The organism is Streptomyces sp. NPDC048612 (assembly GCF_043199295.1).
GTDB lineage: Bacteria > Actinomycetota > Actinomycetes > Streptomycetales > Streptomycetaceae > Streptomyces.
In genome coordinates, this window is sequence record NZ_JBICVV010000004.1 from 155,722 (window position 1) to 171,129 (window position 15,408).

At 71.6% G+C, this 15,408-nt stretch carries 12 protein-coding genes; 3 read left to right on the plus strand and 9 right to left on the minus strand.

Annotated features, from left to right (window positions below; all coding sequences use genetic code 11):
* Positions 1 to 10: 10 nt before the first annotated feature.
* From ACGFN2_RS09400 to ACGFN2_RS09440, 9 genes are all read right to left on the minus strand, one after another.
* Positions 11 to 1,291, minus strand: coding sequence for an ABC transporter permease (locus ACGFN2_RS09400; protein WP_393358799.1), 1,281 nt, complete (start codon positions 1,289 to 1,291; stop codon positions 11 to 13).
* Positions 1,288 to 2,451 (minus strand): ABC transporter permease, encoded by a 1,164-nt coding sequence (locus ACGFN2_RS09405; RefSeq protein ID WP_393358801.1) that lies wholly within the window; start codon positions 2,449 to 2,451, stop codon positions 1,288 to 1,290. The genes ACGFN2_RS09400 and ACGFN2_RS09405 overlap by 4 nt, the downstream gene beginning before the upstream one ends.
* Entirely contained in the window at positions 2,448 to 4,004 is a 1,557-nt protein-coding gene (locus tag ACGFN2_RS09410) for an ABC transporter ATP-binding protein (protein WP_393358803.1), read from the minus strand. Before ACGFN2_RS09410 ends, ACGFN2_RS09405 begins: the two co-directional genes overlap by 4 nt.
* A 219-nt stretch (positions 4,005 to 4,223) precedes the next feature.
* Entirely contained in the window at positions 4,224 to 5,255 is a 1,032-nt protein-coding gene (locus tag ACGFN2_RS09415) for a BMP family protein (protein WP_393358805.1), read from the minus strand.
* 278 nt (positions 5,256 to 5,533) lie between these two features.
* Positions 5,534 to 6,793, minus strand: coding sequence for an amidohydrolase (locus ACGFN2_RS09420; RefSeq protein ID WP_393359036.1), 1,260 nt, complete (start codon positions 6,791 to 6,793; stop codon positions 5,534 to 5,536).
* A 151-nt stretch (positions 6,794 to 6,944) separates the two neighbouring features.
* Positions 6,945 to 8,156: a hypothetical protein gene (locus tag ACGFN2_RS09425; protein ID WP_362604399.1), complete on the minus strand. Its 1,212-nt coding sequence runs from the start codon at positions 8,154 to 8,156 to the stop codon at positions 6,945 to 6,947.
* A 26-nt stretch (positions 8,157 to 8,182) separates the two neighbouring features.
* Positions 8,183 to 9,109 carry an N-acetylneuraminate synthase family protein gene (locus ACGFN2_RS09430; protein ID WP_362604401.1) on the minus strand — a complete coding sequence of 309 codons (927 nt, stop codon included), beginning with the start codon at positions 9,107 to 9,109 and terminating at the stop codon, positions 8,183 to 8,185.
* A 55-nt stretch (positions 9,110 to 9,164) separates the two neighbouring features.
* Positions 9,165 to 10,385, minus strand: coding sequence for a cytidylyltransferase domain-containing protein (locus ACGFN2_RS09435; protein ID WP_393358808.1), 1,221 nt, complete (start codon positions 10,383 to 10,385; stop codon positions 9,165 to 9,167).
* A gap of 32 nt (positions 10,386 to 10,417) precedes the next feature.
* Positions 10,418 to 11,737: a DUF6716 putative glycosyltransferase gene (locus ACGFN2_RS09440; protein ID WP_362604405.1), complete on the minus strand. Its 1,320-nt coding sequence runs from the start codon at positions 11,735 to 11,737 to the stop codon at positions 10,418 to 10,420.
* A 187-nt stretch (positions 11,738 to 11,924) separates the two neighbouring features.
* On the opposite strand from ACGFN2_RS09440, the gene ACGFN2_RS09445 reads away from it, so the two are divergent.
* Genes ACGFN2_RS09445 through ACGFN2_RS09455 form a run of 3 tightly spaced genes read left to right on the plus strand, consistent with a single transcriptional unit; the run spans position 11,925 to position 15,408 of the window.
* Positions 11,925 to 12,902, plus strand: coding sequence for a glycosyltransferase family 2 protein (locus ACGFN2_RS09445; protein WP_362604407.1), 978 nt, complete (start codon positions 11,925 to 11,927; stop codon positions 12,900 to 12,902).
* On the plus strand, positions 12,902 to 14,257 hold the full coding sequence (locus ACGFN2_RS09450) for an alpha-2,8-polysialyltransferase family protein (RefSeq protein ID WP_393358810.1): 1,356 nt from the start codon (positions 12,902 to 12,904) through the stop codon (positions 14,255 to 14,257). Before ACGFN2_RS09445 ends, ACGFN2_RS09450 begins: the two co-directional genes overlap by 1 nt.
* Positions 14,254 to 15,408 (plus strand): acyltransferase, encoded by a 1,155-nt coding sequence (locus ACGFN2_RS09455; RefSeq protein ID WP_362604411.1) that lies wholly within the window; start codon positions 14,254 to 14,256, stop codon positions 15,406 to 15,408. The genes ACGFN2_RS09450 and ACGFN2_RS09455 overlap by 4 nt, the downstream gene beginning before the upstream one ends.

Sequence of the window (15,408 nt, forward strand, 5' to 3'; positions counted from 1 at the left end):
GGGGAAGGGGTCAAGTGCCTTGTCCTCGGCGGTAGGGCTTGCCGTTCGCCTTCGGCGGCCGGAGCCGCTGGGAGAAGAGGGCGAGTACCAGCAGGGTGGCGATGTAGGGGCTCGCCTCGACCAGTTCGAGCGGAACGGTGTCGGCCAGGGCGTACCAGATGACCAGGACGGCGGCGGCTATGCCGGCGACCACGGCCTGGGTGCGCTTGGCGGCACGCAGCCGGAACAGGGCGAGCACCGCGAGGAGTGCGGCCAGGCCCAGCAGCAGGGCGTGGACGGTCGGGCCGCCGCTGCGCAGCTGCATGGCGTCCATGAAGCCGAACAGGCCCGCGCCCATCGCGACGCCGCCCGGCCGCCAGTTACCGAAGATCATCGTGGCGAGACCGATGTAGCCGCGGCCGCCGGTCTGGCCGTCCTGGTAGAAGTGCACCCCGATGGAGAGGAAGGCACCGCCGAGGCCGGCCAGCGCGCCGGAGACCAGCACCGCCGCGTACTTGTACGAGTAGACGTTGACGCCCAGGGTCTCGGCGGAGATCGGGGCCTCGCCGCAGGAGCGCAGCCGCAGGCCGAACGAGGAGCGCCAGAGGACGTAGAAGGTGCCGACGAACAGGCCGATGGTGAGCAGGGTCAGCCAGGAGACGTTGGTGACCGCGGCGCCGAGGATGCCGGCGACGTCGGAGACCAGGAACCAGTGGTGGCCCTCCAGGGAGTTGAGCCAGTCCGACAGGCCGGGGACGGTGAACGTCGGCATGTCGGGCATCGGCGGGGACTGCTTGTCGTTGCCGCCGGCCGCCATGGCCGCGCTGCCCTCCTGGCCGAACCACAGGGTGGCCAGGTACTGGGTGGCGCCGAGCGCCAGGATGTTGACCGCGACGCCGGAGACGATGTGGTCGACGCCGAAGGTGACGGTGGCGACGGCGTGGATGAGGCCGCCGAGCGCGCCGCCGATGACGCCGGCCGCGGCCGCCGCCCAGGGGCCGTGCTGCCAGCCTACCCAGCCGGCCGCGAACGAGCCGAGCATCATCATGCCTTCGAGGCCGATGTTGACCACGCCGGCCCGCTCGGACCACAGGCCGCCCAGACCCGCCAGGCCGATCGGCACGGCGGCGCTCAGCGCGGCGCCGAACTGGCCGGTGGAGGTGAGGTCACCGGCGCCGGTGAGGGCGCGCAGGGCGGAGACGGCGACCAGGCCGATGGCGATGATCAGCAGCACCCAGGGGTAGGTCAGCTTGCGCTTGCCGCCCCTTCCGGGGACCGCGAGCTTGGTCGCGGTCTTGAGGTCCGTACTCACGCCGACACCTCCGGCTTGTCGCTCTTGTCAGACTTGTCGGCGGTGTTCGCGAGGACGGCCAGCTCCTCGCCGACCTTGCGCTGCTGGAGGCTCAGCCCGTAGCGGCGCACGATCTCGTAGGCGATGACCACGCACAGGACGATGACGCCCTGGATGACCCCGACGATCTCCTGGGCGTAGCCCTCGAACTCCAGCCGGGAGCCGGTGCGGTCGAGGAAGGCCCACAGCAGGGCGCCGAAGGCCATGCCGATGGGGTGGTTGCGGCCGAGCAGCGCGATGGCGATGCCGGTGAAGCCGATGCCGGCCGGGAAGTCCGTGCCGTACTGGAAGGACTCGCCGAGCAGGGTGGGCATCCCGACCAGACCGGCCGCGGCGCCGGACAGCAGCATGCTGCTGATGATCATGCGCTTGACGCTGACGCCGCTGGCCTCGGCGGCCGGCTCGGAGGCGCCGACGGCGCGCAGGTCGAAGCCGAAGCGGGTGCGGTTGATGCCGAACCAGTACAGCGCGCCGGCCAGCACCGCGATCACCACGAAGCCGAGGACCGGCTTGGGGTGGGTCGGGAAGGAGAAGAAGTGGCTGGATTCCGGCAGGAACCTGGTGTGCAGGAGGTTGCCGTCCTTGACGGCGAGGCGGCCGTCCTGCAGGAAGTAGCCGATGATCGAGGCGGCGATGGCGTTCAGCATGATCGTGGTGATCACTTCGCTGACGCCGCGGGTGGTCTTCAGCAGACCCGCGATGCCCGACCAGACCGCGCCCACCAGCATCGCGATGACGAGGAGCAGGATGATCTGGAGCGCGCCGGGGAGGGCGATGGCCCCGCCGACGGCCGCGGCGGCGAAGGCCGCGAGGCGGTACTGGCCGTCGACGCCGATGTTGAAGAGGTTCATGCGGAAGCCGATGGCCACCGCCAGCGCCGAAAGGTAGTACGGCACCGCCTTGTTGATGATCCAGACCTGGCTGTCGCTGTAGTGACCGTAATCGGCCATGATCCCGTAGGCGCGGAACGGGTTCTCGCCCGACGCCAGGAAGACCAGGGACGAGATCACTATCGCGGCGACGATGGCCAGCACGGGCGCGGCGACCGCGAGGATCACCTTGTCGCGGGTGGCGCTCTTGGCGATGGCGTCCACGGTGGGGTTCTTGGTGGAGGTGCTCACTGTCCGTCGCCCTCCTGCTCACCGGCGTCGTGCGACGCGCCGTCGGCCGGCGTGCCGTCTTCCGGCGCTCCGTCCTCCGCAGCGCTGAGGTGGCCTCTGGCGGCACCGGTCATGGCGGAGCCCAACTCCTCCGGGGTGATGACGGCGGGGTCCGCGTCCGCGACCAGCCGGCCCCGGTACATCACCCGCAGGGTGTCGGACAGCCCGATCAGCTCGTCCAGGTCGGCGGAGATCAGCAGCACCGCCAGGCCCTCGCGGCGCGCCTCGCGGATCTGTTCCCAGATCTGCGCCTGCGCGCCGACGTCGACCCCGCGGGTGGGGTGGGCGGCGATCAGCAGCTTGGGGTGGTGGCTCATCTCGCGGCCGACGATCAGCTTCTGCTGGTTGCCGCCGGAGAGCGAGGACGCGGTGACCTCGATGCCGGGGGTGCGCACGTCGTACTGCTCGACGATGCGCTCGGTGTCCTTGCGGGCGCCGGGGATGTCGAGGAGCTTGCCCTTGCTGTTGGGGCGCTCGGTGACGTGACCGAGGATGCGGTTCTCCCACAGCGGGGCGTCCAGCAGCAGGCCGTGGCGGTGGCGGTCCTCGGGGATGTAGCCGATGCCGCCCTCGCGCCGGGCGCGGGTGGAGGCTCCGGACAGGTCCGTGCCGTCCAGGGTGATCGTGCCGTGGTCGGGGCGGCGGGTGCCCATGACGGCCTCGACCAGCTCGGCCTGGCCGTTGCCCTCGACGCCGGCGACGCCCAGCACCTCGCCCTTGTGGATGGTGAGGGAGATGCCGTCCAGAACGGTGCGGACCACGCCGTCGGAGTCGGTCGCGGACAGGTGCACGTCGCTGACGCGGAGCATCTCCTCGTCGGTGACGGTCGATTCGCGGGTCTCGGGGGACGGCAGTTCGCTGCCGACCATCAGCTCGGCCAGCTGCTTGGGGGTGGTCGCGGACGGTTCGACCGAGGCCACGGTGGTGCCGCGCCGGATGACGGTGATGTCGTCGGCGACCGAGAGCACCTCGCCCAGCTTGTGCGAGATGAAGATGACCGTCAGGCCCTCGGACTTGAGCTCGCGCAGGTTGTCGAAGAGCGCGTCGACCTCCTGCGGGACCAGGACGGCGGTCGGCTCGTCCAGGATGAGGGTGCGGGCGCCGCGGTAGAGGACCTTGAGGATCTCCACGCGCTGGCGGTCGGCGACCCCGAGGTCCTCGACCAGCACGTCGGGCCGGATGTTGAGCCCGTAGGCATCCGAGAGTTCTTGGATCTTCGCGCGGGCGCCGGCGCCGATGCCGTGCAGCTTCTCGGCGCCGAGGACGGTGTTCTCCAGGACGGTGAGGTTGTCGGCCAGCATGAAGTGCTGGTGCACCATGCCGATACCGCGGGCGATGGCGTCGCCCGGGGTGTGCAGGGTGACCTGCTCGCCGCCCAGCGCGATGGTGCCCTCGTCCGGCTTCTGCATGCCGTAGAGGATCTTCATCAGGGTGGACTTGCCGGCACCGTTCTCGCCGCACAGGGCGTGGACGGTGCCGCGGCGCACGGTGAGATGGATGTCGTGGTTGGCCACGACGCCGGGGAACCTTTTGGTGATTCCGCGGAGTTCTACAGCGGGGGCGTCCGGGACGGCGGGGCCGCTGCTCGTGGATGCTGCGTTGATGGCGCACTCCCCTCAGGGATGAAGGAGCGGAAAGGACGGAACGTCAGGGACCGGAAGGTCCGAGGAGGGACGTGATCCGCGCCCGCGGGGTCCGGCGCTGCGGCGCCCCGGGGCGGCGGTGGTCCCGGGCTACGGCGTCTCCTTGACCTTCACCTTGCCCTCGATGATCTTCTTCCGGGCCGCGTCGATCTGCGGCTGGATGTCCTTGATGAAGCCGCCCGAGGTCGCGAGCGAGACACCCTGGTGCTTGGTGTCGTAGGCGTGGATGCCGGTCAGCGGCTTCTTGTCCTCGACACTCTTGATCAGGTCGAAGACCGCCACATCGACGTTCTTCACGACCGAGGTGAGAATCCGGTCCTTGTAGCGGGCCAGGCCCGGCTGCTGGTACTGGTCCGAGTCCACGCCGATCGCCCAGGCGCCCTTGACCTTGCTGACCGCCTCGATGGTGCCCGCGCCCGACTGCCCGGCCGCCGTGTAGATCACGTCGGTCCCGTTGTCGAGCATGCCGTCGGCCTTGGCCTTGGCGGCGGCCGGGTCGTTGAACCCCTTGTCATTGTTGGGGTACAGGTACTGCGAGGTGACCTTGGCCTTCGGGTCGGTGTCGCGGACCCCCTGCTCGAAGCCGGCCTGGAACTTCTGGATCAGCGCGTTGTTCACGCCGCCGATGAAGCCCACCTTGTGGCTCTTGCTCTTCAGCGCGGCCGCGACGCCCGCCAGATACGAGCCCTCGTGCTCGGCGAAGACCATCGCGTCGACGTTCTTGCCCTCGGGCACGGCGTCCACGACACCGAAGGTGGTGTCGGGGAAGTCCTTGGCCACGTTCTGCACGGACTGGCTGTAGGCGAAGCCGACGCCGATGACCGGGTTGTAGCCGGCCTCGGCGAAGGAGCTGAGCCGCTGCTCGCGGTCCGCCTCGGTCTCGCCGTTCTTGGCGGTGAGCATCTTGACGTTGACGCCCAGCTTCTTGTGCGCGTTCTCCGCACCGCGGGCGGCCGCTTCGTTGAACGAGTGGTCGTCCCGGCCGCCGATGTCGAAGGCCAGCCCGACCCCCGCGTGTGTGGCGCGGTTGGCCTCGGCAAAGCTCTGACCGCACGCGGTGGCGGTGAGCGCGAGGCCCGCGGTGGCGGTGGCCGCGGCGGCAATCCTGATGACCCGACGCACGGGGCCTTCCCTTCGCTCTAAGCGCCCCCATTGGCGCTGGCTTGTCGGGAGATTAACGCGCGTAGACCTGGCGCAAAACCCTCCACTGCGTGGACGTTATCGATTCGAGGCGTAGGGCACCGGGACGTAACACGGGAGGGCGATATGCACGGCCCGTCCCGGCAAGCAGCCGGAACGGGCCGAAATACGGATCTTACGGGCGGTAACCGCGATTTGCGGCGGCCATATGAGGACGGACCGGGGCGGGGCGGCGGAGCGCCGCCCGGGGCACCCGGTGCTCAGTCCGGAAGGTCCCCGTCGAGGAGTGCCGCGCCGGTGAACAGCTCGACGCCGACCTTGATCGCCAGCTCGTCCACGTCGAAGTCGCCGCGGTGCAGGTCGCGGTGCGTTGCGTCGGCGGGCGGGTGGACGCCGAGGCGGGCCATGGCGCCGGGGACGTGTTCGAGGTACCAGGAGAAGTCCTCGCCGCCGAGGGACTGCTCGGTGTCCTCGATGGCGCCCTCGCCGCGCCGGGCGGCCATCGCGGAGTGCAGCAGCTGGACCGTGACCGGCTCGTTGACCACCGGCGGCACCCCGCGGACGTAGGTGATCTGCGGCTTCGCGCCGTGCAGCGCGGCCACCTCGTCGATCGCCGTGTGCACCAGGTCCGGGGCCTGCCGCCAGGCGTCGAGATCGAGACAGCGGACGGTGCCGGAGAGTTCGGCGTGCTGCGGGATGACGTTGCAGGCGTGGCCGGAGGCCAGCCGGCCCCAGGTGACGGCGAGGCCGGCGCGGGCGTCGACCCGGCGGGCGAGCAGCGCCGGCACGTCCAGCGCGACCCGGGACGCGGCGGTGACCAGGTCGGTCGTCAGGTGCGGGCGGGCGGTGTGGCCGCCGGGGCCGTCCAGCTCGACCTCCAGCCGGTCACAGGCCGAGGTGATCGCTCCCGTACGGAGCCCGATCCGGCCGGCGTCGACGCGCGGGTCGCAGTGCACGGCGACGATCCGGCCGACGCCGTCCAGGGCGCCGGACTCGATCGCGTCGGGGGCGCCGCCGGGCAGCACCTCCTCGGCGGGCTGGAAGAGCAGCCGCACGGGGCGCGGCAGGGCGCCGGCGCGGGCCAGGTCGGCCAGCACCAGACCGGCGCCGAGGACGACGGCGGTGTGCACGTCGTGGCCGCAGGCGTGGGCGCGGCCGGCGACCGTCGAGGCGTAGTCGACGGTCTTGGTGTCCGGGATGGGCAGGGCGTCGAGGTCGGCGCGCAGTGCCAGCAGAGGGCGGTCGGGGGCGGCCGCGACGGCCCGTCCGTCGGCGGTGGCGTCCCGGGTGCCGATGTCACAGACCAGGCCGGTGCCGGTGGCCAGTACCCGCGGGCGCAGACCGGCCCGCTCCAGCCGCTCCTTGACCGCCGCTGTGGTCCGGAACTCCTGGTTGCCCAGTTCCGGATGCCGGTGCAAGTCGCGGCGGAAGGCGCTGAGTTCGGCGCGCAGCGCCTCGGGAAGGGCGCCGGGGAGCTGGTCCCCGGCGGGGGTACGGGCGGCGCTGACCTCTCGGGACATCACGTGGTTCACCCCTGGAAGGTTACGGGCCGCCAGGGGGCAACTGTCCTTCGATCAACAAAAGTTCAGCCCGTTAGGGGAAGAGAATCTAGGCCGCTCGGCGCATGGACGGTTGATGCGACGGGTATGCAGTAGGGCTTCCCGCGCCACGTCATCCGGTGGCCATCCGCTCGGTGAACGGCAGTCGCTGCACGTCGCGGGCGGTGCCGGTGACCCCGTCGAGGAAACCCTGGGCCCGCGGCGAGGCGTTGGCGGTCAGCCACTCCGGATCGATGTCGCAGACCGCGACCTTGACCTCCGTGCCCAGCAGCGCCAGCGGCAGGGTGTGCACGACGGTGGAGGGGAAGCTGACGATCAGCCGTCCGATGGGGCCGCGCCGGGCGATCAGTTCGAGCGGCAGATCGGGCCGGACGATCTCCAGGCCGGTCTCGGCCACGAGGCGGCGCAGCTTCTCGGTGCTCTCCTTGCGGTGCGCGAAGTAGCGGGTGGCACCGTGCGTACGGGCCAGGGTGCGGACCGCTGCCAGGTAGCGGTCGGCGTCCACGACGCCGGTCTCCACCAGCGAGGTGCCGACGATGTCGGCGGCGCGGGTGAGCCGGGGCGGGCCGAAGCGGCCGCGGGTCCAGGCGAACTCGTTGGTGGTGACCTCGACGCCCGGGGGTGCCTCGACGGGCATCGAGCTGAACAGGCCGACGGTGCGGCGGCCGCCCTCGGGGGCCGGGGTGAGCCGGCGGCGGGCGGTGGCCGAGAACGGCGCGAAGACCAGGTCCCGCGCGCCGCGGCCGGTGCCGTTGCGGTGCCAGCGCACCAGCCGTTCGCCGCGGGCGAGTTGGGAGATGAACTCCATGGTGGCGGTGCCGTCGTCGACCACCACCAGGTCGCGTGCCTTGGTGAGGCTCAGCAGCAGCTGGACGTAGCGGGAGAACGGGTCGCCGATGACGACACGGCGGGCGCGGCGCAGCAGCGGGGTGAGCCCGCCGATGGTGCGCATCGGCGCGGTCGGACCGCCGCGGGCCTCCTCCCAGCGCACCGTGTGGCCCTCGTCGCGGGCGAGTTCGGCCATCCGCCGCAGCTGGCCGCGGGTCATCGGGTCGTGCGGGGAGAGCACGACGACGGTGAGCCCGGTGGCCTGGGCCGTGTGCGCCCATTCCAGGACGTTCAGCAGCTGCACCGGGCTCTCGACGAACGCGAGGGTGCCGGTGCCCCGGGCGGCCGCGCCCGGCGTACCGGAGGGTGCGGTCCGGTGGCGCTGCGTCGGCACCCCCCGGAGACGACGGGCGGGAGAACCCGTCGTCTCCGGGGGCGGAACCTCGGCGCCGGGCGTGATGGGCGCGGCGCGGGTCCCTTCAGGTGAGCTCACCATGGCTCCCGTCGGTTCGTCGGTGGTGCTCAGACGGCGGCCGGCTCGGCGGCCTCGGTCTCGGCGACGACACCGGCGACGCGGCGCAGCTTCTTCATCGGGCCGAGCTCGCTCTCGTAGACCTTCTTGACGCCGTCACCGAGGGACTCCTCGATGGTGCGGATGTCGCGGACCAGGCGGGACAGGCCGCCGGGCTCGACGGAGGCGGCCTGGTCGGAGCCCCACATGGCGCGGTCGAGGGTGATGTGGCGCTCGACGAAGGTGGCGCCGAGGGCGACCGCGGCGAGGGTGGTCTGCAGGCCGGTCTCGTGGCCGCTGTAGCCGATCGGGACGTTGGGGTACTCCTCCTGCAGGGTGTTGATCATGCGCAGGTTGAGCTCCTCGGCCTTGGCCGGGTAGGTGCTGGTGGCGTGGCAGAGCAGGATGTTCTCGCTGCCCAGGACCTCGACGGCGTGCCGGATCTGCTTCGGGGTGGACATGCCCGTGGAGAGGATGACGGTGCGGCCGGTGGCGCGCATGGCGCGCAGCAGGTCGTCGTCGGTGAGCGAGGCGGAGGCGACCTTGTAGCAGGGCACGTCGAACTTCTCCAGGAAGGCGACGGACTCGACGTCCCACGGGGAGGCGAACCAGGCGATGCCGCGCTTCTTGCAGTACTCGTCGATGGCGCGGTAGCCGTCCTCGTCGAACTCCACGCGGTGGCGGTAGTCGATGTAGGTCATCCGGCCCCAGGGGGTGTCGCGCTCGATGTCCCACTGGTCGCGCGGGGTGCAGATCTCCGGGGTCCGCTTCTGGAACTTCACCGCGTCGCAGCCGGCGTCGGCGGCGGCGTCGATCAGCGCGAACGCGTTCTCCAGGTCGCCGTTGTGGTTGATGCCGATCTCGCCGGTGACGTAGACGGGGCGGCCGGGGCCGGCCTCGCGGGAGCCGAGGGTGCGGAGGCGGGAGTTGCTGCTCATGGGGAGGGTTCCTTCGCGTTGATAAGGGGGTGTGCGGGGGTGGGGTCTGGGTGGGTTACAGGGACGGGCCCAGGAGCCAGCCGGCGATCTCTCGGATCGCTCCGCTGCCTCCGGGCGTCGCGGTGAGCGCGCGGGCCGCGCCGCGCACCACGTCGTGCGCCCCGGCGACCGCCACGGGCCAGCCGACGAGGTCGAAGCACGGGAGGTCGTTGACGTCGTTGCCGACGTAGAGCACGCGCTCGGGGTCGATGCCCGCTTCCTCGCACCACTGCTTGAGGGCGAGGTCCTTGCGGTCGATGCCGTGCAGGACGGGCACCTGGAGCTTGCGGGCCCGTGCGGCGACGACCGGGTTGGTCTCCGAGGACAGGATCAGCAGCTTCAGCTCCGCCTTGCGCAGCGCGGCGATGCCGAGGCCGTCGCCGCGGTGTACCGCGACGATCTCCCGTCCGTCGGCGTCGATCAGCACCCGGTCGTCGGTCTGGGTGCCGTCGAAGTCGAGGACGACGGCGTCGATGTCGTCGAGGGCCGGCAGGGCACCGGGGCGCTCGGCGTCCAGCAGCGGCGCCAGCGCGCGGGCGCGGGCCAGGTCGTGCGGGTCGTCGACCTCCAGCACCCGGGCCGGGTCAGTGCGGACGAGTTCGGTGCGGCCGAAGAAGCGGTGGCCGCAGGCGCGGAAGCCGGCCGCGTCCATGGCGTAGGCGGCGCCGGTCTCCAGCAGGTCCTGGGGGCGGTCCTGGCGGCGCGGCCGGAAGGACTTGTCGTGGTTGACGCCGTGGCCGCCGTCGGCGTCGTCCCCGCCGACCTCCGGCTCGGCGTCGCGCCAGACGAAGCCGTGGAAGGGGGCGACGGTCAGCGCGCTGTCGGCGCCGTCCTCGACGACCGCGGCGGCCACTCCGTCGATGTCCTCGCGGACGATGAACGGGCTGGTGCACTGGACCAGCAGCACCGCGTCGACGGCGGTGCCCTGCTCGGCCTCGTAGGCGTCCAGGGCGTGCAGCACGGCGGCCTCGCTGGTGGCGGTGTCACCGGCGATGTCCCCGGGGCGGCGGACGACCACGGCTCCGGCGCCGCGGGCGGCCGCGGCTATCCCGGCGTCGTCAGTGGAGACCACGACGTCGGTGACCAGGCGGGCGGCGCGGCATTCCCGTACCGCGCGGGCTACCAGGGGCACGCCCCCGACGGCGGCGAGGTTCTTGGCGGGCACGCCCTTCGATCCGCCGCGGGCGGGGATGACGGCCACCACGGTCGGCGGGCTGCTCTGCGGGTTCGGCGGCATGTCGGGCTCCTTCCGGGAGCTGGCCGGGGTGGTCACAGCTGCCCCCAGCGGCGGATGGCGGGGGCCACGCGCTGGACGCCGTGGCGATAGGCACCGCGGGCGGCCTCGCGGACCGTCTCGCGGGCGACCCGGCGCAGTCCGCCGGTCTCCTCGGGGGCGTCCGCGTGGCCGGCGACCGGCTCACCGTGCGGGTCCAGGCCGTGCCGGGCGAGGAGGCCGGGGAGGTAGCCGGGGGCGGTGCGGGCTGTGTAGTACGGGGTGAGCGGCGGCAGCCGGTCGGCGGTGCGCAGCGCGGTGACCCGGGCGCGGGCCGGGTCGAAGGCCTGCTCGTAGTCACCGTCGGCGGCGACGCCCTGGCGGGCGAGCCACCGGGCGTCGGGCTCGGGGCGGTGTCCGGCGTCCAGCTCGTCCCAGGAGGCCAGGCAGCCGGAGCCGAGGAAGTGGTGGTTGCCGAGGACCTCGCGGATGCCGAGGTCGGTGAGGACGGCGGTGGGGATGCCGCGGTGCAGCGACTCCAGGGCGGCGGTCGAGCTGACCGTCACCAGCAGGTCGGTGCGGTCCAGGACCTCGCCCATGTTGCCGTACACCAGGCGGCAGTTGGCGGGCAGTCCGCCGGGGGCCTTGGCGGCGAGCTTCTGGTAGGGCAGTTCCTCGATGTGGGTGGTGTGCTCGCCCGGCTTGCTGCGGAGCTTGATCAGCACCTCCCGGTCCGGGTGCCGGCGGGCGTGCTCGACGGCCCGGCGCAGCAGGTAGCCGCGGTCGGCGCGGCTCTCCGGGACGGAGGGCTGGGCGGCGAAGACCACGGTGTACGGGGTGTGCGCGCCGGTGTAGCGCGCGCCGCCGAGGAACGGCAGGGCGCATTCGACGACGCTGTCGTCGTCGGCGCCGACCCCGCGGTACACCTCGCGGAACCGGTCCGCGTCGTGCCGGGAGTTGGCGAGGACCACATCCGCGCCGTGCCGCAGCAGCAGCCCGTCGGCGAGCTTCTCGTAGACGACCCCGACATAGCCGGTGACGACGACGGGGCGGGTCTCCGCGGTGCGCCAGGCGCGGGCGAGGCCGTGCAGCATGGCCTGCACCGCTCCGCCGACGCAGGCCAGCACGACGACGTCGTAGCGCGTACGGTCGATGGACCGGACGAAGTCGACGCCCCTGATTTCGCGCAGCGAGTCCGCACGGGCGCCGACCTCGTCGAGCTGGCGGACCGTGGGAGTGGCGCGGCCGCGGAGGAGGTAGCCGTCGAGCCGGATGTCCGATTGGATTCGGTACGCTGTCAAAGCGCCCCATTTCCACCGGGTGTCCGAGTCGGCGAGTACGGCGACCCGCGGCGAAGAGTAGGTACGTGATGGCACGTCCAAGACGCTAGGAAGGCATTCCGTTGGACGGGCCAACTGGGCCGCAACAAAGGGTTAACAGCGGGTCGACGAATGGCGAACCGGCCCGATAAGCGGCCTGGTTAACCATCCCGCCATTCTTCGTTCACCTTGAGGTCCGCACCCGGTAAAGACGAATGCCGTCTGCGCACCTAGCGTCATGAGGGTGGTTAAGCTCTCCGTCATCGTGCCGTTCTACAACGTGCAGACATACGCGCCCGACACCCTGAAAAGCCTGGCGGCCAATGCGCGCGAGGATTTTGAATTCCTGCTCGTCGACGACTGTTCGCGCGACGAGACCCCGGAGATCCTCGCGCGCGCCGAACGCGAGCTGCCGGGCGCCAGAGTGCTGCGGCACGCGCAGAACGGCGGCCTGGCCACCGCCCGCAACACCGGCCTGGACGAGGCCCGCGGCGAATACGTCACCTTCCTGGACGGCGACGACTGGCTCGCCCCCGGCTATTACCCCCAACTGCTCTCCATGATGGAGGAGTTGGGGTGCGACTTCGTCCGCACCGACCATGTCCAGTGCACCAACCGCGCACGCAGCGTGCACCGGGTCCCGCACGGCCGGCGCGGGGTGGTGATGGACCCGCGCGAGGTGATCCTGCCCGCCGACCGCTCCACCTCGGTCGACTACGCGTACGCCTGGGCCGGGATGTACCACCGGCGGCTGCTGGACGAGGGGGTGCTGCATTTCCGGGACGGGCTGCGCACCGCGGAGGACCGCCCGTGGATCTGGCGGCTGCACCGCGAGGCGAAATCCATGGCGGTGGTCGGACTCCTCGGCGTTTTCTACCGGCGCGGGGTGGCCTCTTCCCTGACCCAGATCGGTGATGTGCGGCAATTGGACTTCATTCGCGCCTTCGATCAGGTGATCGAGGAAACGGCGCAGGACCGCGATGCCGCACTTCTGCTGCCGAAAGCGGTGCGCACGTATTGCGCGATCATTTCCCACCACCTCGGTTCGATCGAACGGTTCGAACCGCAGGTCGCCCGTAAATTGCGAACGATGAGTGCCGCGGCCATGAAACGCATGCCGCAGGACGTACTGAAGGAAGCCCTGGATTCGATGGATGTGCAGCGTGCGTCCCGGCTGCGGCGGCTGCGCCGTCGCCCGTCCCCGGCGGAGGTCGCCGCCTGATGTCCACCCGACCCCGTACCCAGATCTTCCTGGCGTCCACGCTCTACGGCGCGGCCACGCTCGCCGCCGCGCTGGACTCCGACTGCTTCGCCCCGGCCGGGCGCCGGCTGCTGCTGATCAGCAACAACGCGACGAATCCGGAGACCGCCGCGCCGCTGGACACCATGCCCGGCTTCGAGCGGCTGCGCGGCCGCTTCGACCGGGTGCTGTCGTGGAACGAGACGATCAGCCCGTTCCACCCCGGCGGCTGGTCGCCGCGCGCGGACGACGTCCCACTGTGGGAGCGGCATCTGCGGCTGCTGTGGGGCCTGGGCGATGACCACGTCGAGCTGGTCGTGGAGTCCATCCAGGTCAACCCGGCGCTGGCGCTGGCCCAGCTGTTCCCCGACGCGCCGGTCGAGGTCTACGCCGACGGCCTGATGAGCTACGGCCCCACCCGCAACAAGCTCGACCCGCTGATCGGCACCCGGATCAGCCGGCTGCTGCACCTGGACCTGGTGCCGGGCCTGACGCCGCTGCTGCTCACCGAGTTCGACGTCCCGTCGCAGACCGTGCCGACGGAGGCCTTCACCAAGGTGCTGTCCGAACTCTCCGACACCAGTGGCGAGGTGGCGGTCCCGGAGGGCGGTGCGCTGCTGCTCGGCCAGTACCTCTCCGCGCTGGGCATCCTCACTCCCGAGGAGGAGGAGGAGCTGCATGTGCGGATGGTGCGCGGCGCCGTCGAGCGCGGCCACCGCGAGATCGTCTTCAAGCCGCACCCGTCCGCCCCGGCCCGCTGGTCGCGGCTGCTGGAGCGGGAGGCCGAGAAGCTGCACATCGCGCTGACCGTGCTGGACACCCCGGTGCTGGCCGAGGTGCTCTACCAGCGGATGCGGCCCGCGCTGGTCGTCGGCTGCTTCTCCACCGCGCTGCTGACGGCGGCCACCTTCTACGGGCTGCCGACGGCGCGGACCGGCACCGGGCTGCTGCTGGAGCGGCTGACGCCGTACCAGAACAGCAACCGGATGCCGGTCACCCTCGTGGACGCGCTCGTGCCCGACCTGGGGGACCTCAGCGAGCGTCCCCGCGCCCACTCCGCCGCCGACGGCGTCGAGGGCCTGGTCGCCGCGGTCGGCTATGCGATGCAGCACCAGATCTATCCGCAGCTGCGGCCGTCCGCCGAGCGCTATCTCGCGGCGCATCTCGACCCGTACACCCGGCGCTACTTCAAGCGCCGCCGGCTGACCGCGCTGGCGCTGCCCGGGGCGATCCCGTCGCAGCTGTCGTTCATTCCGCGCAACGCCACGGTCCGCCGGGTCGCGCGCCGGGCGCGTGCGGTGCAGCGGCAGCTGAAGAAGCGGGCCGCGTTCGGATGACCGCCACCCAGCTGACGACCGGTGCGCCGCCCGCCGCACCGGATGTCGTCACCCCCGCGCCGCAGCCCGGCATACGGGGGCGCAGCCGCAACGGTCCGTCGCGGCTGCGCGCCCTCGACGGGCTGCGGCTGCTCGCCGCCCTGATGGTCGCCGCGTACCACTTCGGGGGCCGCGACGGTGAGATAGCGCAGGCCTGGGGCGGTTCGCCCGCCGGTCAGTTCCCCACCGCGGCACCGCTGTTCGCGTACGGCTGTCTGGGCGTCCAGATCTTCTTCGTGATCAGCGGCTTCGTGATCTGCCTGAGTGGCTGGGGGCGCAGCCTGCGAGCATTCGTCGCCTCGCGGGTCTCCCGCCTCTACCCGGCGTACTGGGTCGCGATCCTCTTGGTCACCGCGGTCTTCGCGCTCCCCTGGGTCGCCTACAAGGCGCTGTCGCCGAGCGACGTACTGACCAACCTGACCATGCTGCAGCAGCCGTTGGGCGTGGACCGGGTGCTGGGGGTGTGCTGGACACTGTGGGCGGAGATGCGCTTCTACGCGCTCTTCGCGCTCTGTGTCGTCCTGCCCGGCGCCACCCGCGGCCGCGTGGTGCTCTTCTGCGCGGGCTGGACGCTGGCCGCGGCCGTCGCCCAGGCGGTGCACGAGCCGCTCCTCGACACCGTCCTGATGCCCGAGTACGCCCCGTTCTTCATCGGCGGCATCGGCCTGTATCTGCTGCACCGCTATGGCTCCCGCGATCCGGTCGCCTGGGCGATAGTGCTGGTCAGCTGGCTGATCGGGCAGCATTACGCGGTCGCCAGACTGTGGCACGCGCCGTCGGCCGACGGCTTCTCCTACCGCTCGTCGGCGGGCATCATCGCCGTCGTCACCCTCGGCTTCGCGCTGGTCGCGGCGGTCGCCCTGGGCAAGCTGCGGTGGGCGAACTGGCGCTGGCTGACCGTCGCGGGCGCGCTGACCTACCCCTTCTACCTCGTGCACGAGCATCTGGGCTGGGTCGTGGTGCGGGCGCTGCACCACGGCGCAGGGCTGCCCTCGTACGCGACGCTGCCGCTGACCGTGGGGCTGATGCTGCTGCTCGCGTGGGTGCTGCACCGCTGCATAGAGCGCCCGCTCACGCCTGTGCTGAAGCGGGCGATCGATCCGCGCCGCTGA